The organism is Corallococcus sp. AB049A, assembly GCF_003668885.1.
In the GTDB taxonomy this organism is placed as follows: Bacteria; Myxococcota; Myxococcia; order Myxococcales; family Myxococcaceae; genus Corallococcus; species Corallococcus interemptor.
In genome coordinates this window covers 1-22145 of record NZ_RAWL01000107.1, presented here as the reverse complement: position 1 = coordinate 22145, position 22145 = coordinate 1, and the positions used below count along the sequence as shown (strand labels likewise).

General features: G+C 70.5%; 21 protein-coding genes. 11 read left to right on the top strand and 10 right to left on the bottom strand.

All coding sequences use genetic code 11. The features are described 5' to 3' along the window. Nucleotides 1-488, bottom strand: a 488-nt coding sequence (locus tag D7X55_RS14270) for an alpha/beta hydrolase (RefSeq protein WP_121723338.1), incomplete at its 3' end; no start/stop codon positions are given. A gap of 239 nt (nt 489-727) precedes the next feature. Here D7X55_RS14270 and D7X55_RS14265 point away from each other — a divergent pair. The 4 genes from D7X55_RS14265 (at nt 728) to D7X55_RS14250 (ending at nt 5182) form a co-directional block, all read left to right on the top strand. Continuing rightward, the gene (locus D7X55_RS14265; protein ID WP_120546336.1) at nt 728-1579 is read left to right on the top strand and encodes a hypothetical protein; all 852 of its coding nucleotides are present in this window, start codon (nt 728-730) and stop codon (nt 1577-1579) included. 139 nt (nt 1580-1718) lie between these two features. After that, a complete protein-coding gene (locus D7X55_RS14260; RefSeq protein ID WP_120546370.1) occupies nt 1719-2456 on the top strand; it encodes a dienelactone hydrolase family protein in 738 nt (245 codons plus the stop codon). Nucleotides 2457-2468: 12 nt separating this feature from the next. Beyond that, nucleotides 2469-3749, top strand: a complete 1281-nt coding sequence (locus tag D7X55_RS14255) for an MFS transporter (protein WP_120546335.1) — start codon at nt 2469-2471, stop codon at nt 3747-3749. Nucleotides 3750-3787: 38 nt separating this feature from the next. Continuing rightward, complete coding sequence (locus D7X55_RS14250; protein ID WP_120546334.1) at nt 3788-5182, top strand: hypothetical protein; 1395 nt, start codon at nt 3788-3790, stop codon at nt 5180-5182. Between the two features lie 73 nt (nt 5183-5255). Here the strand turns inward: D7X55_RS14250 and D7X55_RS14245 are convergent, their stop codons facing one another. Further along, nucleotides 5256-6953 (bottom strand): hypothetical protein, encoded by a 1698-nt coding sequence (locus D7X55_RS14245; protein ID WP_121723337.1) that lies wholly within the window; start codon nt 6951-6953, stop codon nt 5256-5258. Nucleotides 6954-7054: 101 nt separating this feature from the next. After that, nucleotides 7055-8002 carry a M91 family zinc metallopeptidase gene (locus D7X55_RS14240; protein ID WP_120546332.1) on the bottom strand — a complete coding sequence of 316 codons (948 nt, stop codon included), beginning with the start codon at nt 8000-8002 and terminating at the stop codon, nt 7055-7057. Between the two features lie 262 nt (nt 8003-8264). Here D7X55_RS14240 and D7X55_RS14235 point away from each other — a divergent pair, with 262 nt between their 5' ends. Beyond that, a complete protein-coding gene (locus tag D7X55_RS14235) occupies nt 8265-8669 on the top strand; it encodes a hypothetical protein (protein WP_120546331.1) in 405 nt (134 codons plus the stop codon). On the opposite strand, the gene D7X55_RS14230 is transcribed toward D7X55_RS14235, so the two are convergent. From D7X55_RS14230 to D7X55_RS43350, 3 genes are read right to left on the bottom strand one after another with little or no spacing between them, the layout of a single operon-like run. Continuing rightward, nucleotides 8666-9121, bottom strand: coding sequence for a hypothetical protein (locus D7X55_RS14230; protein ID WP_120546330.1), 456 nt, complete (start codon nt 9119-9121; stop codon nt 8666-8668). The genes D7X55_RS14235 and D7X55_RS14230 overlap by 4 nt on opposite strands. Nucleotides 9122-9160: 39 nt before the next feature. Then, entirely contained in the window at nt 9161-9916 is a 756-nt protein-coding gene (locus D7X55_RS14225; RefSeq protein ID WP_120546329.1) for a ZIP family metal transporter, read from the bottom strand. A 3-nt stretch (nt 9917-9919) separates the two neighbouring features. Then, on the bottom strand, nt 9920-10081 hold the full coding sequence (locus tag D7X55_RS43350; RefSeq protein ID WP_158626372.1) for a hypothetical protein: 162 nt from the start codon (nt 10079-10081) through the stop codon (nt 9920-9922). A gap of 100 nt (nt 10082-10181) precedes the next feature. Here D7X55_RS43350 and D7X55_RS14220 point away from each other — a divergent pair, with 100 nt between their 5' ends. The 5 genes from D7X55_RS14220 to D7X55_RS14200 all read left to right on the top strand — a co-directional run bounded on the left by D7X55_RS14220 (nt 10182) and on the right by D7X55_RS14200 (nt 17042). Further along, nucleotides 10182-10649, top strand: coding sequence for a MarR family winged helix-turn-helix transcriptional regulator (locus D7X55_RS14220; protein WP_121723336.1), 468 nt, complete (start codon nt 10182-10184; stop codon nt 10647-10649). Nucleotides 10650-10690: 41 nt separating this feature from the next. Continuing rightward, nucleotides 10691-12001: a homogentisate 1,2-dioxygenase gene (hmgA, locus tag D7X55_RS14215; protein ID WP_121723335.1), complete on the top strand. Its 1311-nt coding sequence runs from the start codon at nt 10691-10693 to the stop codon at nt 11999-12001. Further along, nucleotides 11998-13002: a fumarylacetoacetate hydrolase family protein gene (locus D7X55_RS14210; RefSeq protein WP_120546326.1), complete on the top strand. Its 1005-nt coding sequence runs from the start codon at nt 11998-12000 to the stop codon at nt 13000-13002. Before hmgA ends, D7X55_RS14210 begins: the two co-directional genes overlap by 4 nt. Nucleotides 13003-13083: 81 nt before the next feature. Next, nucleotides 13084-14487, top strand: a complete 1404-nt coding sequence (locus D7X55_RS14205) for a 3' terminal RNA ribose 2'-O-methyltransferase Hen1 (RefSeq protein ID WP_121723340.1) — start codon at nt 13084-13086, stop codon at nt 14485-14487. After that, complete coding sequence (locus D7X55_RS14200; protein ID WP_121723334.1) at nt 14484-17042, top strand: polynucleotide kinase-phosphatase; 2559 nt, start codon at nt 14484-14486, stop codon at nt 17040-17042. The genes D7X55_RS14205 and D7X55_RS14200 overlap by 4 nt, the downstream gene beginning before the upstream one ends. A gap of 1 nt (nt 17043) precedes the next feature. Here D7X55_RS14200 and D7X55_RS14195 read toward each other — a convergent pair whose 3' ends face one another. Next, nucleotides 17044-18300, bottom strand: a complete 1257-nt coding sequence (locus D7X55_RS14195) for a porin (protein WP_121723333.1) — start codon at nt 18298-18300, stop codon at nt 17044-17046. Between the two features lie 242 nt (nt 18301-18542). Between D7X55_RS14195 and D7X55_RS14190 the strand changes: the two genes are divergently transcribed. Continuing rightward, complete coding sequence (locus D7X55_RS14190) at nt 18543-20060, top strand: M91 family zinc metallopeptidase (RefSeq protein ID WP_121723332.1); 1518 nt, start codon at nt 18543-18545, stop codon at nt 20058-20060. 10 nt (nt 20061-20070) lie between these two features. On the opposite strand, the gene D7X55_RS14185 is transcribed toward D7X55_RS14190, so the two are convergent. From D7X55_RS14185 to D7X55_RS14175, 3 genes are all read right to left on the bottom strand, one after another. Further along, complete coding sequence (locus tag D7X55_RS14185; protein WP_121723331.1) at nt 20071-20394, bottom strand: protealysin inhibitor emfourin; 324 nt, start codon at nt 20392-20394, stop codon at nt 20071-20073. A gap of 17 nt (nt 20395-20411) precedes the next feature. Then, nucleotides 20412-21563, bottom strand: a complete 1152-nt coding sequence (locus tag D7X55_RS14180; RefSeq protein ID WP_120546321.1) for a M4 family metallopeptidase — start codon at nt 21561-21563, stop codon at nt 20412-20414. Between the two features lie 119 nt (nt 21564-21682). After that, the coding region (locus D7X55_RS14175) for a thioesterase family protein (RefSeq protein ID WP_304988892.1) at nt 21683-22145 on the bottom strand (463 nt) is incomplete at its 5' end.

Sequence of the window (22145 nt, the reverse complement as noted above, 5' to 3'; positions counted from 1 at the left end):
CCTCCCGTGGCCCACCCGAAGAGCCCCACGCGGCGCTGCCCCGTGCGCGCCTTCACCCAGCCCACCACCGCGTGCACGTCCTGGACGACCTCGTGCGAGTTCACCAGCGGCCGGCCCCTGGCGGGCGTGCTCATGGCCAGGGGCCGCGTGGAGCCGCCATAGCCGCGCGCGTCCATCACGTACACCGCGTGCCCCGCGCGGGCGAGCTCCGCCGCGATGGAGCCTCCCTCCACGGGCAGGTCGAACGAGGCCCGCCCCGGCACCCGCGCGCCGTGCAGGAGGATGAGCGGGGGCAGGTTGGCCACCTGCATGCCCGTGTCCTTCACCTCGCGGACGGAGACCTCCACGCCCTCCTCGGAGGGCACCAGGAACTCCGCGCGCGTCACCTCCGCCCGGGCGCCGGCGCCGAACAACGCGCCCAGCAGCACCAGGGTCCGGACCACGGCCGCGCCTTCGTGATGCATGCCCACCTTGTCCTCCCACTCCATGAACCGGGGGGAATCCTGCCAGCAGCCCCGCCCGGGCACACCTGCCATGCAACTCTTGCCGTCCGTGCAAGCCTTGCCACGTCCCGGGCACCGGGAACGCGCAAGGCTTGCCGTTCCCCTGGCACTCCTCCCGGGGCGCGGCGTTGGCATCCGCGTTGCTCATGTCCCGTTCCGTTCCCCGCTGGCGGCAAGGCAGGACGCATCGCTGGCATTCCCTGAACGACGAACGGAGAAACGACATGCACACGAATCACTTCGCGCGGAAGCTGTTCCTGGCGGCGCCCCTTTGCCTCTTCGCGGTGGGCTGCGGCGGCGACCCGATGATGGACGGGTCCATGACGGGCGAAGGTGCCACCGAGGCCGCCGCTCCCTCGGCTCCCGAGGACGCGGCGCTCGGGACGAGCGAGCAGGGCATCGGGCTGGGCGGCACGTACTGGTGGGGCACCTCCGCCAACGGCCTGACGTCCACCACCATCGGGACCGCCACCAACCGGACCTGCTTCCTGCGCGGCATCCGGGGCAACCTGAAGGGCACCAGCTGGGCCGGCGCGGGCGTCTTCCAGTACGCCGGCAACTGGGAGATCTTCATCAACCAGAGCAACAGCAAGGCGCTGCGCACGGACGTCCAGTGCATCAACACCGCCACCAACCGGACCCCGGAGGTCTCCTGGTACGACGGCCAGGCGGCGAAGCTGCTGGGCGCGGTCACCTCGGCCCGCCGCTGCTTCCTCACGCAGGTGGAGGCCGCGGGTGGCTTCACGGCCAACGCCGACTACGCCCGCGTCTGGAATGACGGCTACAACTGGTACCTGGGCGGCAACCTGGGCGCGGCGGGCGGAGCGCGCGCCCTCTGCGTGGACGTGCCCTCGGATGCGGGCGGCTGGCTGTGGATCGCCGGCAACCCGGGCACCTTCACGCACAACCTGGCCTACAATCCGGGTGGCGTGGCCTGCATGCTGTCCGGCATCGGCGGCAACTTCAGCACCAGCGACTACGACGACGGCGTGACCATCGACTACAACGCCGGCACCCGCTACTGGGAGATGACCGTCAGCAACAGCAAGCGCGGCTGGGGCAACTGCGTCAAGTAGCCTTCCCGCAAGGGAAGCCAGTGTCCGTTTCGCACGGAGCGAGGGGGGGCCGTGCGAAACGGATGGCGCATCGGCAGCGCGTGTGGTGTCACCTCCAGGCCGGGCGCATGCACCGCCCGCCATGGAGGTCACCCACACCATGCAGGACGTCGACATCAAGACCGCGGATGGAGTGATGGACGCGAAGCTGTTCCAGCCGGAAGGCTCGGGTCCGTGGCCGGCGGTCATCATGCTTCCGGATGCCTTTGGTGTCCGGCCCGTGTTCGAGGACATGGCCCGGCGCCTGTCGAAGTCCGGCTACGTGGTGCTCCTGCCCAACGTGTTCTACCGGGAGGCCCCGTCGTCGAAGCTGGACCTCAAGGGCACCTTTTATGACGAGGCGTTCCGCAAGCGCATCTACGCGCTCATCGGCACGCTGACGCCGGAGCGCCTGAAGGCGGACGCGGGCGCCCAGCTGGACTTCCTCTCCCGCCAGCCGTTCGTGAAGGGCCCGAAGGCGGGCGTGGCGGGCTACTGCTTCAGCGGCGGCATCGCCGTGCGCATGGGCGCGGACTTCCCGGACCGCATCGGCGCGGTGGCGTCGTCCCATGGCGGCCGCCTGGCCACGGACGCGCCCGACAGCCCCCACCGCCTGGTGAACCAGGTGAAGGCGGAGCTGTACTTCGGCCACGCGGACAACGACAACTCCATGCCCGCGGACGCCATCCGCACGCTGGAGGCGGCGCTCAAGGACGCGGGCGTGAAGTACACCTCGGAGCTCTACCCCGGCGCGCAGCACGGCTACTCGGTGCCGGGCACGCCCCAGTTCAACGCGGAGGTCGCGGAGACGCACTGGACGCGGCTCCAGGAGCTGTTCGGCCGCACGCTGAAGGCCTGAGCGGCACGCCCCATGTCCCCCGTGCGGCAGCGGCTGCTCTCCATCTTCGGCGGCTCGGTGGGCAACCTCATCGAGTGGTACGACTTCTACGTCTACTCGGCGTTCTCGCTGTACTTCGCGCACGCGTTCTTCCCGGACGCGGACCCGCTGGTGCAACAGCTCAACACCGCCGGCGTGTTCGCGCTGGGCTTCCTCATCCGGCCGGTGGGCGGCTGGCTGATGGGGCTCTACGCGGACCAGAAGGGCCGCAGGTCCGCGCTGACGTTGTCCGTCACGCTGATGTGCCTGGGCTCGCTGGTCATCGCCATCTGCCCCACGTACGCGCGCATCGGCGTGGCGGCGCCCGTGGTGCTGCTGCTCGCGCGGCTGCTCCAGGGGCTCTCCCTGGGCGGCGAGTACGGCACCAGCGCCACCTACCTGAGCGAAGTGGCCACCTCCCGCCACCGGGGCTTCTACAGCTCCTTCCAGTACGTCACGCTCATCATGGGGCAGCTGTTGGCCACGCTGACGCTGCTGGTGTTGCAGCGGCTCCTGCTCACGGGTCCGCAGCTGGAGGCGTGGGGCTGGCGCATCCCGTTTGGCATTGGCGCGGCGCTGGCCATCTTCGGCTTCTACATGCGGCGCAACATGGTGGAGACGGAGGCCTTCACCCGCGAGGCGGCGAAGAAGACCGGGCACCATCCCATGCGCGAGCTTTTGCGCCACCCGAAGGAGATCGCCGTGGTGGTGGGGCTCACCATGGGCGGGACGCTGGCCTTCTACACATACACTGTCTACATGCAGAAGTTCCTGGTGAACTCGGTGGGGCTGACGCGGGACGAAGCCACGCTCATCTCCGCGGGCTCGCTGTTCCTCTACATGCTGCTCCAGCCGGTGCTGGGCTACGTCTCCGACAAGGTGGGCCGCAGGCCGGTGCTGATGGGGTTTGGCATCCTGGGCACGCTGTGCACGGTGCCGCTGCTCACCGCGCTGACGCGGACGCGGGATGCGCTCACCGCGTTCATGCTGGTGCTCGCCGCGCTGGTCATCCTCTCCGGCTACACGTCCATCAACGCCGTGGTGAAGGCGGAGCTGTTCCCCGCGCGCATCCGCGCCCTGGGCGTGGGGCTGCCCTACGCGCTGACGGTGTCGCTCTTTGGCGGCACCGCGGAGTACGTGGGCACGCGGCTGAAGCTGGCCGGGCACGAGCCGTGGTTCTTCTGGTACGTGACGGCCTGCATCTTCTGCTCGCTGCTCGTCTACACGGTGATGCCAGACACGCAGCGCCACAGCCGCATCGACGCGGCGTCTTGATTCCTGTCACGGGCGGGACGTGCTAGACGCGCGCGCCCATGACGTCTCCACTCCTGACGCTTCCCCTGCTGCTGTGCCTGGGACAGTCACCTGAAGTCACGTCCACCGAACCGCCCTTCCAGGCGCGGTTGTCCTTCCAGGGCTTCGACGACGACATCGACGTCGAAGGGTCGGCCACGTACTTCCACGCCGCGCTGGAGGGCCATACGCCGGAGCTCGCGTCGGGCCTGCGCGCGGAGGCCACGCTGTCGTTCTTCCTCTCCGCGCCGGCCACCACGGGCATCACCCTGCAGGACTTCGGCAGCAACGTGCGGCTGCGCTACCGGCCGTCGGGCTGGGAGTCCGGAGAGGGGCTCGCCGTGGCGGTGCACCCCATCACCACGTCGCGGCTGTACATGGGCTTCACGTACCCGGTCACCTGGGAACGGCAGGCCTTCCTGCGCCGCGCGGGAAACGAGTCCGCGCTGGAGCTGCGCTTGACCCGGCGGCGGTGGGAGGCCTTCGTGGCGGTCAAGTCCGCCGCCGTGCTTGATGACCTGCTGCTGGAGTACTCCCGCCGCTACGCCCTGCTCGCGGGCGGCTTCCTGGACGTCACGCCCGAGCTGCGTCTGGCCTTGAAGGGCACCGTGCTCGACCGGGGGCAGATTCCCACCAACGGCGTCTCCGGCACCGAGCTGCACCAGCCCGTACGCGGGGCCTCGCTGGGCGCGGTCTGGCACCGGGGCGCGCCCATCGGGAACAACGTCGACCTGGCGCTGTACCAGGGCGACCCGACCTTCTTCGAGCGCTTCTTCCAGCCGGAGACGTATCCGGGCGGGTTCGCCGCGTCGGTGTCGCTGGAGGGCAGCTACGTGTCGCAGGCGCTGCTGGATCCAGAGTCCTTCCGCCAGCGGACCACGCAGACGGGGGGCGCGGGGGCGCTGGAGGCGCGGGTGAAGCAGGGCTTCTGGCGCGCGCACGCCCTGGCCTATGTCCGCACGCTCTCCTTCATCCAGGTCGATGTGCCCGGGTTCCCCCCGTACCAGGACTTCCAGGACGACGCGGAGGCCAGCGCGGAGATGTCCGGCACGCTGAGCACCGACTACCACCTCCAGGACTGGGGGCTGACGCCCGGGCTGCTCGTGCGCTTCACCCGCCCCGCCTCGCTCCGGAGCGCGCCGGTGGGCCTCCCGGAGCGCAACTACACCGCCGTGTTCCGGGGGCCCAACATGATCACCCTGCTGCCCTCGGGCGACGACCCGGGGCTGGTGGTGACGGTGAAGGCCACGGCCCGCTGGGACCTGGGCAAGGTCGCCGGCGTGCTGGCGGAGGTCTCCTACACGCACGACCCGAACCGGACCCGCTTCGAGGATGACGTCACGGGCATCGCGGACCCGGTCTACCAGCCCGCCAACTCCGTGGGCTTCAACGTGCTGCTCCAGGCGCGCTTCTGACGCCGGGAGTCAGGACGGGGCGGATTGGCGTCCGCGCGAGGATGACGCTCCGCCCACGCCGCGCCCGCTGACGTCAGAAGGCCGTGCGGGTGAGCAGCACGATGTCCGAGTTCGCCCAGGCCGTCTTGAAGCGCTGCCGCGCGGCGGCGGCCTCGGCCGTGCGGCCCTGCCCCTTCAACGACTCGGCGAGCCCGAAGAGCGCCCAGCCGTTGCCGGGGTTGCGGCGCAGGTCCTCGCGGTAGACGGCCTCCGCGGCCCGGTATTGCTTCGCGTCCAGCAGCGCCGCGCCCTGGAAGTGGCGCACGGGGTAGTACCAGTCACTGGGCTCCGAGTAGGCCAGCTGATCCGCGGCGCGCACCGCGTCCTCCCAGCGCGTCAGCGCGTCGGCGCAGCCCTGGCGCTCGGCGATGGAGGCATCCAGCACGCGCGCCGCCACGTCCAGCACGTCCTTCGCCGGGTTGTTCCCGGCGGTCATCGTGTCCGGGACGCTGGCGGCCAGCTTCACCAGCTCCGCGTGCTCCGCGCGGGCCTGCTCGAAGTCTCCCTTCGCGGCGAGCGCCAGCCCGTGCGCGTGCAGCCACATCCCCGTCAGCACCGGGTACTTCGCGTCCGGCCGGGGCTCCTTGAGCAGCGCGTCGTAGCGCCCGAAGCGCACCATGGCGAGCAGCGGCTCGGAGGCGAAGAAGTCCATGCCCGGCATCGCCGTCAGCATCTCCGGCGGCAGGACCTTCGCGGACTCGCGCGCGGCGCGGATGGACTCACCCGCGCGCCCCTCCATGGACGACGAGAACGACAGGAAGCCCCAGTTGTGCGCGAGGTACATGGGGTAGTAGCCGATGGGCTCCACCTGGCGCAGATAGGCATTGTCCGCCTGCACCGCCCGGCGGTTGCTCTCCGATGCGTCCGCGTAACGGCCCACCCGCTGGTAGATGTGCGCCGGCATGTGCACCACGTGCCCCGCGCCGGGCATCAACCCCGGCAGCCGGTCCGCGGAGGCCAGCGCGCGCTCGGGGTGGTCCGACGCCTCGACGGCGTGGATGTAATAGTGATTGGCGCCCGGGTGGTTTGGCGCGCGCGCGAGCACCGACTCCAGCCGGGAGACGATCTCCTCCGTGCCCGGCTCCGGCTTGCCGTCCAGCGTCCACAGCTTCCACGGGTTGAGGTTCATCAGGGACTCGGCGAAGAGCACCTGCACGTCCAGGTCGTCCGGGAAGCGCTTCGCCACGTCGCGCATGGCATTGGCGTACGCCTGCGAGAAGGGCTTCATCTCCTCCGGCGTGCGCGGCTCCGGTCCGCCGTAGCGCCTGGACAGCGCGCCGATGAGCGCCTGCTCCTCGGGAGACGCCGTGGGGGCGAGCGCCTGGGCCTTTTGCAGCGCGGTCCACGCGAGCGCGGCCCGGTCCGGCAGCATGGGCACGTTGTAGTTGGGCCCCAGCACCAGGGCGACGCCCCAGAAGCAGCTGGCGCAGGACGGGTCCAGCTGCGCGGCGCGGGCGAACGAGCGCGCGGCCTCGTCGTGGTTGAAGGCATACGTCAGCCGCATGCCCTGGTCGAAGAAGGCCTGCGCCTCGGGCGACCGGGTCGTCACCTTGCGCTGGAAGGTCCCCAGGTTGTCGAAGAGCACCGCGCCCTGGGCGAGCGAACCCAGGCTCGACAGCGCGGACGGCTTGCCGTGCGCCCCGTGCTGGGCCGCGCTGTCCTCCGGCGCCTGGGCGAACGTCACCGGTGCCATCAACGACGGGATGAGGATGAACAGGAGATGCGCGCGCATGAGGCCCCCCCGGCCTGCGTTCTTTTCAAGGAACGGTGGGGGGACTTCGCGCACGCGGCAATCCGCCCGGACGCGTTGGCGCGCGAGCGCCTGCTTCGCGACTACTTCTCCAGGTCGCCGACAATCCGCCCCAGCGGCGACGGCGTCCCCATGAACTTCTGGAAGCGGCTGCGGTCATCCGAGCCCGCGTCGAAGTTCTCGAAGTTCTGCTGGTTCGAGTTCGCGCCGGGCCGGAAGCCCGAGTAGTCCTGGCGCGCGGGCAGCCCGTGCTCGGCGCGGATGCGGTTCTCCGTGGGGGCGTTCGGCATGCGCGGCGTGGGGCGCAGGCCAACGGTCTCGAACTCCTCCTGCAGCTGCAGGCGCGTCTCCACGGTGTCCTTCATCGGGGCCGAGTGGCTGGGGTAGCGCTTGAACACCTCCGCGTCCGAGTGCTTGCTGACGGCCAGGGGGCTGACCTGCGTGCCGTTGGCGGCGCGCCACGCGTGGACGGACTCGTGGCCCAGGCTGTTGAAGCGCGGGCCAGGCTGGGTCTCGTCGTAGTTGATGCGGCTGGCCTGTCCCGTCCCCGCCTGGCCGTCCTGACGGTACGCGGGGCGCAGCGACTGGAGCGTGCCGTCGTGGCGCGGGCGGTGGGACATCGGCATGGACTCGTTGCGGCCGGAGTAGATGTCCGCCACCGTCAGCGGCTTCCGCGGAGTGCCCGTCGCGCCGGGGTTCAGTTGCGGCGTGCGGCCGTTGAGCTCCGTCAGCATCTGGTTGCCCACCGGGCGGCTCATCAGCTTGTGCGTGGAGTTGCGCGCGTCCTGCGTGAAGTCCGCGAAGTCCGCGCCGGACTGACGGCTGTCGCGGCGGGTCCGGATGCCCGACAGGTCCGGGTGCACCACACCGTGGTCCGCAGGCTTGAGCTTGTTCTTGCCGTCCTGAAGCTCCAGCGCCGTGGGCGCCCGCTGCGGCTTCACCGTCTCCAGCTTCGGGGGCGCACTGGGGCTGCGCGTGCGGGAGCCGGAGGGGAGGGACGGCGCGGAGAAGGAGGAGGAGCGGAGCTTCATGGTGGGCCTCGGAAGCGGAAGACGTCGTGTGCCCTCCCCTAGAGCAACCGTCGTGCCGCCTCCGGAGCGCATGTCCCTCACGTGATTCCAGTGGGTTGGCTTGAGCCTGAAGGCCCGGCCCTGATGTCCACTGTCAGGGGCTGATGGCCGCTGTCACCAGGGCCCGCGCGGCCTCAGCCCGGACAGTCATGATAATTTTGCATTCCCAGGACTCCCCATGCAGCGCCGCATGGCTTCACTGGGAGGGAAAGAGCCCGCCGCCATGTCGTCGTCCCGCCGAAGCCTGTCCTGGAGCGTCGCCGTCCTGCTGTCCTTCGCCGCCACCACGGCCTTCGCGGAGCCGTCCGCGCCAGTGCTGGAGCTGGCCACGCAGGCGGTGTGCGCCGCCTCCGACTCCTCCGAGGCCCTGACCTCCGAGCCCACGCCCGAGGAGGCCGCGGGGCTGATCTGTTTCTCGGTCCGGTGCTCCTCGGAGGCTGACTGCTGGAACGCGTGTCCCAACGCGAACTCCGTGACGTGCACGCGCAACGCCTGCTCCTATGTCCTCCCGGGCGGTGGCGGTGGTGGTGGCGGCCCGACGTGCCCGTCCACCCGCTGCATCGATGACTCGGACTGCGTCTGCGGCACGACGCAGGGGTGGTGCAACAACCGCGCGTGCGCCTACTAGAAGTTCACGGCGACGAGCGGAATCGAAGGGCGGGGCTGCCACTGCCGCGAGCGCATCCCGTCGCGGCGGGCCCGCAGGTCCCGCAGCTCCGCCTCCAGCTGGGTCTTCTGTTCGATGAGAGTGTCGCGCCGGGCCTTGTTCTCCCGCGCGATGCGCCCTCCCTGCCTGAAGCCCGTGACGACCATCACCACGCCCACGATGCCCACGGCCGTGAAGGGCACGCCCAGGAACAGCTTCAGGGTCCTGTCCGAGCCCGAGTCCAGAAAGCCGTCGATCATCACCGGCAGACCGAACACCAGCGCCGCCGCGAGGATGAAGCCGAAGGTCGTCATGATCTTCGAGCTGCGCGGGCGGCCCAGGTGGATACGCGCGTCCAGGCCGCCATCCGGAAAGGGCGTCGCGGGAAAGGGGACCTCCCGGGCGCCGGACTCCGGGGCCTGCGCCACCAGCACCCGCGCATTCCCCCAAAAGACCGTCCCCAGGGCCCCCCCTCAACCGCCGAGCTTGCTGAGCACGAACGCGGCGAGGAAGCCCGCGACGGTGATGAGACCGGTGAGGTCGTGCGCCCCCTCCGTGGCCTCCGGCATCATCGTGTCCGCGAGCATGGCGAGGATGGCGCCCGCCGCCACGGCCGTGGTGCCCGCCACGGCGCTGGGAGAAAGCCCCCGGAAGACGACGTAGCCCAGCAGCGACGCCAGGCCGGAGATGACCGCGATGCCGCTCCACACGCCGAAGACGTAGCCCCTGGAACGCCCCGCCTGCCGCATTCCCGCCGCGGAGGAGAGCCCCTCCGGGACGTTGGAGAGGAAGACGGCGGCGACGGCCACGAGGCTCACCGCGCCTCCGGCGATGAGGCTCACGCCGATGACGATGGACTCCGGAATCCCATCCAGCAGCGCGCCCACGGCGATGGCCATCCCGCTGCCGCCGTGCTGCGCCTCCGAGGGTTGCTTCCCACCGGAGCGCTTGCGGTGCTTCGCGCCCCGGCTCGCGAGCGCCGCGTTGGCCGCGCTGTAGGCGGCAGCTCCGGCGACGAAGCCCAGCGCGGTGGGGATGAAGCCGCCCTGGTGGAAGGCCTCATCCATCAGGTCGAAGGAGAGCGCGGAGATGAGCACACCCGCGCCAAACGCCATGATGCCCGCGATGAGCCGCGTGGGCAGGCGGGCGGCATAGCCCACCGCCGCGCCGACGAGCAGCGCGCTTCCGGCGAGCAGCCCCCACAACCCGGCCTGAAGCCAGAGCGGCATCCCTCAGCGGGCCTTCGCCTTGGCGCGCTTCACCTTGTTGGCCTGCTTGCCCAGGGCCGTGCGGGTGCTCTTGGGAAGCTTCGTGAGCGTGCGCTTGCGCTTGGCGGCGGTCGCGGCCTTCTTGATGTTCTTGCGCCCGGCGGCGCGCTGTTTGCTCGTGGCCATGGTGGGCCTCCCTGCCCATGAAGGTCCGCGCCCCTGGCCCCCCATGCAATGCACCCGCCGCGTCCGCCCGCTTGGATGGCTGGCTATAGTCCCCCGCCCGATGAAGAAAGCACGCGCCGCGAGCCTCACCCTCGATGACTTCCTCCCCTATCGCCTGTCGGTCGCGGACAACCTCGTGAGCCAGCGCATCGCCCGCGTGTACGCGGCCGAGGACGGCCTCTCCACCCAGGAGTGGCGCCTCATCGCGGTGCTGGGCGAGGACGGCGAGCGCTCGCAGCTGGAGCTGGTGCGGCGCACGCGGATGGACAAGGTCCCGGTCAGCCGCGCCGCGCGCTCCCTGGAGGAGCGCGGTCTGGTGCGGCGCGCCACGAGCCAGAGCGACGCCCGCTCACGGCGCCTGACGCTGACCGCCTCGGGCCGCCGGCTCTACCAGCGCATCGCCTCCGCGGCGCTCGAAGCGGAGGCGGAGGTGCTGGCGGAGCTGTCGTCCGTTGAACGCGCCGTGCTGCGCACATTGCTGGAGCGCGTGGAGCGCGCCGCCATCCGCGCCCTCAAGCCCGCCCCCTGAGCCTTGCCGCATTGGTTACATCTGTTACTATTTCGGGCGCCATGGAAAACGTCCGCCACCTGACAGGCTTTGGGAACGAGCACGCATCGGAAGCGGTCCCCGGTGCGCTTCCAGTGGGCCAGAACACGCCTCAGCGCGTCGCGTTCGGCCTCTACGCGGAGCAGCTCTCCGGCACCGCGTTCACCGCGCCGCGCGGCGTGAACCGGCGCACGTGGCTCTACCGGCTGCGGCCCAGCGCGGGCCACCCGGCGTACCGGCAGGTGGACGCCCGCACGCTGAGGAGCGGACCGTTCCGGGAGGTGCCCCCCTCGCCCAACCGGCTGCGCTGGAGCCCGGCGCCCATGCCCACGGCGCCCACCACCTTCCTCGAAAGCCTCTTCACGCTGGGCGGCAACGGCTCCCCGGCGGAAGGCATGGGCGCGGCGGTGCACCTCTACGCCGCGACGGCGTCCATGACGGACACGGCGTTCTTCAACGCGGACGGCGAGCTGCTCATCGTCCCGCAGTCGGGCGCGCTGCGCATCGTGACGGAGCTGGGCGTGCTGAGCGTTCCGCCCGGCCACGTGGCGCTCATTCCTCGCGGCATGCGCATGCGGGTGGAGCTGCCGGACGGCCCCGCGCGCGGCTACATCTGTGAGAACTACGGCGCGCAGTTCCGGCTCCCGGAGCTGGGGCCCATCGGCTCCAACGGCCTGGCGAACCCTCGCGACTTCGTGGCGCCGGACGCGGCGTATGAAGACGTGGAGCGCCCCACGCGCGTGGTGCAGAAGTTCCAGGGGAACCTCTGGGAGACGACGCTGGACCACTCGCCGTTCGACGTGGTGGCCTGGCACGGCAACTACGCGCCGTACACGTACGACCTGGCGCGCTTCAACACCATCAACACGGTGAGCTTCGACCACCCGGATCCGTCCATCTTCACGGTGCTCACGTCGCCCAGCGACACGCCGGGAACGGCGAACTGCGACTTCGTCATCTTCCCGCCCCGGTGGATGGTGGCGGAGCACACCTTCCGGCCGCCCTGGTTCCACCGCAACGTGATGAGCGAGCTGATGGGCCTGGTGCACGGCGTCTACGACGCCAAGGCGGACGCGTTCCTCCCCGGCGGCGCGTCCCTGCACAACTGCATGAGCGCCCACGGCCCGGACCGCAAGACGTACGAGGCCGCCGTCGCCGCGGAGCTGACCCCGAAGAAGATCGACAACACGCTCGCCTTCATGTTCGAGACCCGCTGGGTCATCGCGCCCACGCGCCAGGCCATGGAGAGCGCCGTCCTCCAGAAGGACTACGACGCGTGCTGGGCGGACCTGCCCAAGGCGAAGCTGCCGTCCCAGGGAGGAGGCCAGTCGTGAAGCTCGCCTCCCTCGAAGCAGGACGCGACGGGCAGCTCGTCGTCGTCACGAAGGACCTGTCCCGGCAGGCGGATGCGTCCGCCATCGCCCCCACGCTCCAGGCCGCACTGGATGACTGGGACCGCCACGCCCCGGCCCTGCGCGCGCTGTCGGAGCGGCTGGAGCGCGGCGAAGTTCCTGGAGCCCCGTTCGCCCCGGCCCGTTGCGCGGCGCCCCTGCCCCGCGCCTATCAGTGGGCGGACGGCTCCGCGTACGTGAACCACGTGGAGCTGGTGCGCAAGGCGCGCGGCGCGGAGCTGCCGCCCTCGTTCTGGACCGACCCCTTGATGTACCAGGGCGGCTCCGACGGCTTCCTGGGCCCCTGCCAGCCCATCCCGCTCAACGACGAGGCGTGGGGCTGCGACATGGAGGGCGAGGTCGTGGTGGTGACGCGCGACGTGCCCCTGGGCGCCACGCGCGAGCAGGCCCTGGGCGCGGTGGTGCTGGTGGGGCTGGTCAACGATGTCTCGCTGCGAAACCTCATCCCGAACGAGCTGGCGAAGGGCTTCGGCTTCTTCCAGTCCAAGCCCGCGTCGGCGTTCTCGCCGGTGTTCGTCACGCCGGACGAGCTGGGCCCCGCGTGGCGGGAGGGCAAGCTGCACCGCCGCCTGGAGGTCTTCCTCGACGGCGAGCCCTTTGGCCGCGCGGACGCGGGCGTGGACATGACGTTCGACTTCGGCACGCTGGTGGCGCACGCGGCGAAGACGCGCTCGCTGTGCGCGGGCTCCATCATCGGCTCCGGCACGGTGTCCAACCGGGGTCCGGACGGCGGCCCCGGCAAGCCCGTGCGGGACGGCGGCGCGGGCTACTCGTGCATCGCGGAGGTGCGCGTGGTGGAGACGCTCCGGGACGGTGCACCGAAGACGCCGTTCCTCAAGCGCGGCAACCGGGTCCGCATCGAGATGCGGGACGACGCGGGCGCCAGCATCTTCGGCGCCATCGACCAGGCCGTCGGCGGGTAGGCGGAGGAAGAAGGGCCCGCTTCGTGTCAGGGGCCCTTGTTCCACCCGTCGGGGGCGCAGCAGGATTCACGCGCGCCCCCCATGCTCCTGACCCTTTCGACGACCCACACGCCCGCGACGGACCTGGGCTACCTGCTGCACAAGAACCCGGAACGGCCCCAGTCCTTCGAGCTTTCCTTCGGACTGGCGCACGTCTTCTACCCGGAGGCCACCACCAGCCGCACGACGGCGGCGCTCCTCTTGGAGGTGGACCCCGTCGCCCTGGTGCGCGGCCGTCCGTCCTGCGGCGGCGGACCGGGTGGACCGCTGGAGCAGTACGTCAACGACCGGCCCTACGTGGCGTCGTCCTTCATGAGCGTGGCGCTGTCCCGCGTCTTCGGCACCGCGCTGTCCGGACGCAGCAAGGACCGGCCGCAGCTGGCCGGACAGCCCATTCCCCTCTCCGCCCGCCTGTCGGTGCTGCCCTGCCGCGGCGGAGAGGCGTTCCTGCGCCGCCTCTTCGAACCGCTCGGCTACACCGTCACCGCGACCCGCCACGCGCTGGATGAGACCGTGCCCGCGTGGGGCGACAGCCGCTACTTCACCGTGACGCTGGAGGGCCGCGTGCGCCTGGGCGATCTGCTCTCGCACCTGTACGTCCTCATCCCGGTGCTCGACGACGACAAGCACTACTGGGTCGGCGACGAGGAGGTGGAGAAGCTCGTGCGCCACGGCGAGGGCTGGCTCGCCGCGCATCCGGAGCGCGAACAGATTGCCCGCCGCTACCTGCGCCACCGCCACAGCCTGGCGCGCGAGGCCCTGGAAAGGCTCGCGGGCGACGAGGCCCCGGAGCCCGAGGAGCGCCAGGAGGCGCGCAACGCCGAGGAGGCCGTGCTCGAATCGCGCCTGAGCCTCAACGAGCAGCGCCTCCAGACGGTGATGTCCGTCCTCCAGGAGCACGGCGCCGCGCGCGTCGTGGACCTGGGCTGCGGCGAGGGCAAGCTCGTCCGGGCGCTCCTGAAGGACCGGCGCTTCACCGAAATCGTCGGCATGGACGTGTCCCACCGCACGCTGGAGATTGCCCAGGACCGGCTCGGCATCGAGCGCATGTCCGACCTCCAGCGCCAGCGCGTGAAGCTGCTGCACGGCTCGCTGCTGTACCGCGACCAGCGGCTCACGGGCTTCGACGCCGCGACCGTCATCGAGGTCATCGAGCACCTGGACATGCCGCGCCTGGAGGCCTTCGAGCGCGTGCTCTTCGAGCACACGCGGCCGGGCCTCATCGTCCTCACCACTCCCAACTCCGAGTACAACGTGCGCTTCACCTCCCTCCCCGCCGGCACCTTCCGCCACCGCGACCACCGCTTCGAGTGGACCCGCGCCGAGTTCGAGGCGTGGGCGGCGCGCATGTGCGAGCGCTTCGGCTACAGCGCGCGCTTCCTGCCCGTGGGAGAGAACGACCCGGAGGTCGGCGCGCCGACGCAGATGGCGGTGTTCACGCGATGAACGTCCACATTCCAGAGCTGTCCCTCGTGGTGCTCATCGGTCCCTCCGGCTCGGGGAAGACGACCTTCGCGCACCGGCACTTCAAGCCCACGGAGGTGCTCTCCTCGGACACCTACCGGGGCTTCGTGTCCGACGACGAGAACAACCAGGAGGCGACCAAGGACGCCTTCGAGACGCTGCGCTTCGTCGCGGCGAAGCGCCTGGCGCGGGGCCTGCTGACCGTGGTGGACGCCACGAACGTGCAGCCGGAGTCGCGCAAGGCCTTCGTGGAGCTGGCGCGCGAGTACCACGTGCTGCCCGTGGCGCTGGTGCTGGACGTGCCGGAGCGCACCTGCATCGAGCGCAACCAGCAGCGGCCGGACCGCGCCGCCAGCTTCCGCTTCGTGAAGAACCAGGTGTCCCAGCTGCACCGTTCCATGCGCGGCCTGGAGCGCGAGGGCTTCCGCCACCTGCACGTCCTCAAGCCGGACGTCATCGACCGCGTGGTGCTGGAGCGCCAGCCGCTCTGGTGCAACCTCAAGCACGAGCGAGGGCCGTTCGACATCATCGGAGACATCCACGGCTGCCGCGAGGAGCTGGAGGCGCTGCTCACGAAGCTGGGCTACCAGGTGCGGCCACGCGCGGACGGGGCTCCGGGCTTCGACGTGCGTCCACCGGAGGGCCGCAAGGCCATCTTCCTGGGCGACCTGGTGGACCGCGGCCCGGACATCCCGGGCGTGCTGCGGCTGGTGATGGACATGGTGGAGGCCGGCACCGCGCTGTGCGTGCCGGGCAACCACGAGATGAAGCTTTTGCGCAAGCTGCGCGGCGGCAAGGTCAACGTGTCCCACGGCATGGCCCAGACGCTGGAGCAGCTGGAGAAGGAACCGCCGGAGTTCCACCAGCGCGTGGCGAAGTTCATCGACGACCTCGTGTCCCACTACGTGCTGGATGACGGGCGGCTGGTGGTGGCGCACGCCGGCCTGAAGGAGAGCATGCAGGGCCGTGGCTCCGGCCGCGTGCGCACCTTCGCGCTCTACGGCGAGACGACGGGCGAGACGGACGAGTACGGCTTCCCGGTGCGCTTCAACTGGGCGGCGGAGTACCGGGGCCGCGCGGCGGTGGTCTACGGCCACCAGGCCGTGCTGGAGGCCGAGTGGGTCAACAACACGCTGTGCGTGGACACCGGCTGTGTCTACGGCGGCCAGCTCACCGCCCTGCGCTACCCGGAGAAGGAGCTGGTCTCCGTGCCCGCTCGGCGCGTGTACTGCGAGCCGGTGAAACCCCTGGGCGCCCCGGCGCCGTCAGGCCTGAGCGCACAGCAGCAGGCGGATGACGTGCTGGACCTGGAGGACGTGCGGGGCAAGCGCGTCATCTCCACGCGCCTGGCCGCGCACGTCACCCTGCGCGAGGAGAACACCACCGCCGCGCTGGAGGCGATGAGCCGCTTCGCCATTGACCCACGCTGGCTCATCTACCTGCCGCCCACCATGTCGCCGTCGGAGACGAGCACCCTGCCCGGCTTCCTGGAGCATCCGCAGCAGGCGTTCGACTACTACCGCAAGGAGGGCGTGGCCCAGGTCGTGTGCGAGGAGAAGCACATGGGCTCGCGCGCCGTCGTCGTCATCGCGCGCGACGCGGACGCCGCGCGCCGCCGCTTCGGCGTCACCACCGGAGAGACGGGCGTCTGCTACACGCGCACGGGCCGGCGCTTCTTCACGGATGAGGCCCTGGAGGCCGCGTTCCTCGCGCGCGTCCGGGCGGCGCTGGACGCGTCCGGCTTCTGGGAGGAGCTGAAGACGGACTGGGCCTGCCTGGACTGCGAGCTGATGCCCTGGTCGCTCAAGGCCCAGGAGCTGCTGCGTGACCCGTACGCCGCGGTGGGCGCGGCCTCACGCGCGGCGCTGTCGGAGGTCGTCTCCGTGCTGGGCCAGGCCACGGCGCGGGGGCTGCAACTGGGCGAGCTGTCCGCGCGCTTCACGGACAAGGCGACCCAGGTCCAGCGCTACGTGGAGGCGTACCGGCGCTACTGCTGGCCGGTGACGTCCCTGGACGACGTGCGGCTGGCGCCGTTCCACCTGCTGGCCACGGAGGGCGCGGCCCACGTGGACAAGGACCATGTCTGGCACATGGAGACGCTGGCGCGCGTGTGCCGCGCGGACCCGTCGTTCCTCGTGGCCACGCCCTACCGCGTCGTGGCGCTGGAGGACGCGGACGCGGTGGCCGGCGGCGTGCGGTGGTGGGAGGAGCTCACCGCGCGCGGCGGCGAGGGCATGGTGGTGAAGCCCTTCGGCTTCGCGGTGCGCGGGAAGAAGGGCGTGGTGCAGCCCGCCATCAAGTCCCGCGGCCCGGAGTACCTGCGCATCATCTACGGCCCGGAGTACACCACGCCCGCGAACCTGGACCGGCTGCGCCAGCGAGGCCTGGGCACCAAGCGCTCGCTGGCGATGCGCGAGTTCGCGCTGGGCGTGGAGGGACTGGAGCGCTTCACGAAGAAGGAGTCCCTGCGCCGCGTGCACGAGTGCGTCTTCGGCGTGCTCGCCCTGGAGAGCGAGCCCGTCGACCCACGGCTGTGATTCAGTAGTTGAACTGGAGCTGGAGGCGCGTCACGTGCCCCTGCTCCTGTTCATACGGGTAGCGCGACGAGGTGCGGTCCGCGATGACGTACGCGGCCGTCAGCTCCAGGGCCTTCCAGATCTGCCACTCCGCGCCCAGCTCCAGCTCGCGCACGTCGTAGCGGGGGGCGTTGGTCTCGAACTTCTTGCCGCCCTTGTAGAGGGTGCCGCGCACATACGGGATGAGCGAGACGCCGACCACGCCGTCCAGCTTGTACATGAGCTGCGCGTAGCCGCCCTGGAGGTCGCGGCTGTCGATGAGCAGCGCCTCATCCGGGAACGAGCCCAGGGACGGGCCGCGCCCGAGGTTGTACTCGGCCTGGAAGCCCAGGGGCTGCGGGTAGACGGTCAGGCTGACGATGGCGCGCGCATCCACCATGTTGGGGCCACGCGCGAGCGCATAGGCCGCGTCATCGCGCGGGGACGCGCTCAAGTTGAAGCGGCCGTAGTAGCCGCCCACGCCGGCCTCGACGTACTGGGAGCCGAAGAGGAAGGGCCAGGTGACGCGCGCGACGGCGTGCGGGCTGTTGTTTCGCTCGGCGCGGTTGGCCGTCTGGCCGTTGTAGACGCCCAGGCCCACGACGCCGTAGTCGCCGGAGCCCTTGAGGCCGCTGTCCACGAGGAACTTGAAGCGGTCGCGGATGTACGAGGGCGCCCAGTAGAAGAACACGCCCAGGTCGCGCTCGTCCTTCAGCGCGCTGTTGATGGCGTCGTTGCGATCCAGCGACAGGCGGTTCTGGCTGGACTGGAGGTTCTCGAAGCCGAACGGGACCTTGGACTGGCCCACGCGGAAGCGGAACTCCTTCTTCGTGTCCACGAAGATGTCCGCGTACCAGTCCCGCATGATGGCGACGTTGTACTGGTCACCGATGACGGACGCGAAGTCCGGCTGCAGGTAGATGGACACGTGCGGGTGCACGTCCCCGAAGATGACCAGGCGCGCGCGGCGGATGCCGAACCCGGTGTCCTTGCCCAGGAAGCGGTCGCCCTGGTCGTTGATGAGCGAGTCGTTCACCCGGAAGCTGGGCAGCCGGTTGTAGCGGACCTGCGTGTAGCCCCGGAGGCGGATGCTCTCGTACCAGGGCTTGTCCTTCTTCTTCTCCATCTCCTCCTGGGGCGGAGTCTCTTGCGCCAGCGCCAGGGCGGAGGAGGAGCAGAACAGCGCGGTACCAGCCAGCAGGGCCTGAAGGACGGAGCGGTGGGACGAGGCGAAGGTCATGGGTCGGCGAAGCCGGGCGGGGAACGGGGAGGGACCCGCCCGGACTCGATGTGGCGCTCCCGTTACCGAAGAGCGCCGGACTCCGCCACGCACCGCCCCCTGTTGTTGCCACACCGTTACCGGCGGCCCCGTCCTGTCACACGAACGAGCGTTTCGTGTCACATGCCCGTGACATTTCGCGGGGTTGGCACGGGGGACGAGGACCGAGGCAACCGGCGTCACCTTTTGGCGACAATCCCGGCATGACCTCCATTGGCAAGCCCGGTTCGCGCCCTACCTCGTCCCCCGTGAGCACGCAGCCGGCGAAGGCGCCTGTCGCGGCGAAGCCCAACGTGGTGAAGGCCGCCGTCGCCCAGCGGATGAAGGACGGCTTCGACGCGGGCCCCCGCGCTGGCGCCGCCACCCGGCCGGTGCTGTCCGCGGAGATCCGCTCCCCCAAGGGCGCGGAGGGCATCGGGGCCGCCCTGGGCAAGGCCGCTGGCGGCATCGGTGAGGCGCTGGGCAAGATTGCGGGCCGCGTGGGCAGCGCCCTCGCCGGGCCGCAGGTGAGCACGAACGCGCAGGGCCGCACGGTGGTGGACCTGGGCGCGGGCAACAACACCGCGACGGTGTCCCAGAACACGGACGGCGGCCTGACCATCAAGTCCGGCAGCGACACCGTGACGCTGACGGCGGCGCAGGCCAAGGGCGCCATCATCAACGGCGGTGACGGCAACGACTCCATCACCGTGGACGCCAGCGTCACCCAGGACATCACGCTGGACGGCGGCGCGGGCGACGACAAGCTCACCGGCGGCAAGGGCAACGACACGCTCATCGGAGGCGCGGGCAACGACACCGTCATCGGTGGCGAGGGCAAGGACACGCTCCAGGGCCAGGACGGCGACGACTACCTGGAGGGCGGCGCGGGCGATGACCGCATCCTGGGCGGCGACGGACGCGACGTGCTCTACGGCCTGGACGGCAACGACTACGTGTCCGGCGGCAAGGGCCGGGACTACATCGACGGTGGCGCGGGCAATGACCGGGCCTACGGCGGCGAAGGCGACGACCAGGTCATTGGCGGGCGCGGCAACGACACGCTGAGCGGCGGCCGGGGCAACGACGCGGTGGCGGGCGGCGAGGGCCAGGACAAGGTCACGGGCGGCACGGGCACGGACAAGCTCTACGTCGAGGAGAACGAGAAGACCGCCGACGCGGCCACGGGCGAGCGCGAAATCGTGGACATGACGAACGCGGACCAGCGCGGCCGCTCGGTGACGGCGTCGGGCAGCGCGGAGTTCCAGGCGCGCGTGCAGTCGGACCTGGACGCGATGCGCTCGCTGCCTTCGGGCCAGGAGCTGCTGCGCACGCTGGATGACAGCGGCCACACCACGACCATCAAGGAGACGTCCAGCGGCAACTCCGCGGCCGCGCAGAACAAGGACGACGCCTGGTTCAACACGGACGGCACGCCGGGCGCGGGCACCAACGGCACGGTGAACTACAACACCACGCGCATCTCGCTGGGCACCGAGGACTGGCAGAACCGCCCGCCCGTCGTCGGCCTGTTCCACGAGCTGGTGCACGCGTCGGACTACGCCAACGGCACGCTGGCGCGCGGTGAGAAGAACGGCGTGAACAACCGTGAGACGTCCGCGGTGGGCCTGCCCATCGACCTGGACCAGGATCCGTCCACGCCGGACGTGGTGCAGGGCGGCCGCCCCGGAGAGAACGTCCTCCGCGACGACCTGAACCTCCCCACCCGTCCGCGCTACTAGGCCACGGGTCTCAGGGGACGCGCTGCTCCCGCTCGGCCTTCTGGATGAGCCCCAGCAGCGCGCGCAGATGCGGCTCGTTCACGGGCTCCACCAGCCGGACCGAATGCCTCCGGCCGCCGTCATCCTCGATGGTGACGGTGTAGCTGGTCCGGTCCGCGCCCGCCGTGGGGCCGCCGCCCACGGTGGCCGGCTGTTCGAAGAAGCGGGCCTCCCGCACCTCCCGGTGGAGCGCCTCCGCCGTGGCGGGAGGCACGGCCGCCAGGTCCACGGTGCGGGGCCTGGCGAGGCCCGGGAAGAAGGCGACGCCTCCCTCCCGCTTGAGCTCGATTCGCATGCCATCGACCCCGGGGCCTAGTGCTTGCGCTGCACCGGCTGCGCGGCCTGCTTCTGCACCTGCGGCGTCCAGGCCGGCTGGCCCGCGCGCTCCTTGGAGACCTTGATGCCCACCTGGCTCCAGGCGTCGCGCACGATCTGCTCCTCGTCACCGCTGCCGTAGAGGCGGACGGCCGCCGTCACGGTGAGCCGGGCGAAGGAGAGGAACGTGGCGTTGGGCTTCAGCCGCGAGTCGCGCAGCGTCTCCAGCCAGATGAGGCCGGCCTTCTCCCACGCGTAGCCCTTGAGGTTCGTGGCCGCGATGCAGAAGGCCTTGTTGGGGATGCCGGAGTTGATGTGCACGCCGCCGTTGTCCTCCCACGTGTTCACGAAGTCCTTCATGATGGCCGGCTGCGGGTCCTTGCCCAGCACCGGGTCGTCGAACGCGGTGCCCGGGTCCTTCATGGAGCGCAGGGCCTTGCCCTGGACCTTGTCGGAGAGGAGCCCCGCGCCAATGAGCCAGTCGGCCTGATCCACCGTCTGGTTCAACAGGCGCTGCTTCACCAGCGAGCCGAAGACGTCCGACATGTGCTCGTTGAGCGCGCCCGCCTGGGAGAAGTAGGCCAGCGGCCCCTCATGCTCCGTCACGCCGTGCGCCAGCTCATGCCCGATGACGTCCACGGAGATGGTGAAGCGGTTGAACAGCTCACCGTCTCCGTCGCCGAAGACCATGCGCTCGCCGTCCCAGAACGCGTTGTCGTAGCCGGAGCCATAGTGGACGTGCGCGTTCAGCGGCATGCCGTTGCCGTCAATGGAGTTGCGCCCGAAGACCTCCCAGTAGAGGTCATACGTCCCGCCCAGGCCAAGATAGGCCTCGTCGGCCGCCGCGTCGCCCGTGTCATCCTGCCCCTCGGTGCGAACCACGCTGCCCGGCAGGGCCTCGGTGTTCTTCACGTCATAGATGGTGCGGAGCTTCTGGCTCTCCACGACCATGGGGCCCGGGATGAGGCGCCTGGCCGCCTGGGGCGCGCCGCTGCTCGACAGGCGGATGGCGCGCAGGGTGTTGTCGATGGCGAGCGTCCGCAGGGCCCGCGTGCGCTGTTGCGGTGAGCCGTTCTGGGCAATCTGCCGGCTGACGTACGGCGGCAGGATGCAGTGGTGGGAATGCCAGATTCGTGTGTTGCAACACATCACCCATCTCCTTCCGAAAAGGGATACAGGAAGACGATGGTGATGGCGGCGGGCGGTGCTCGGGACGCGGGACGGCAGCCCCTCCCCGGCCGCCCGGGAGCCCTTGCGGCGATGCGCGCTCAAGCCTGTTCGCGGGGCGTCACGTCCAGCTTCGCCAGCGCTTCACGCAGCCGGTCAGGCATGGCCACGGCCTTTCGGGTCTTCCGGTCCACGAAGACGTGCACGAAGTGGCCGTGCGCCGCCGCCTGCTCCTCCCCTTCCTTGAAGATGGCGATGCCGTAGGTGACCGAGCGGTTGCCCAGCCTGTCCACCCGCAGGCCCGCGCGCAGCCGGTCCGGGTACGCGAGCGGCGCGTGATAGGCGCACTTCGACTCCACCACCAGCCCGATGACCTCCCCCGCGTGGATGTCCAGGCCGCCCTCGTGGATGAGGTAGTGGTTCGCGACGGTGTCGAAGTAGCTGTAGTAGGTGACGTTGTTGATGTGGCCGTACACGTCGTTGTCCATCCACCGCGTGGTGATGGGCAGGAAGTAGCGGTAGCGGTCAGCGGTCTCTCGGTCGGGCACGATGGGGGCCTGGGGG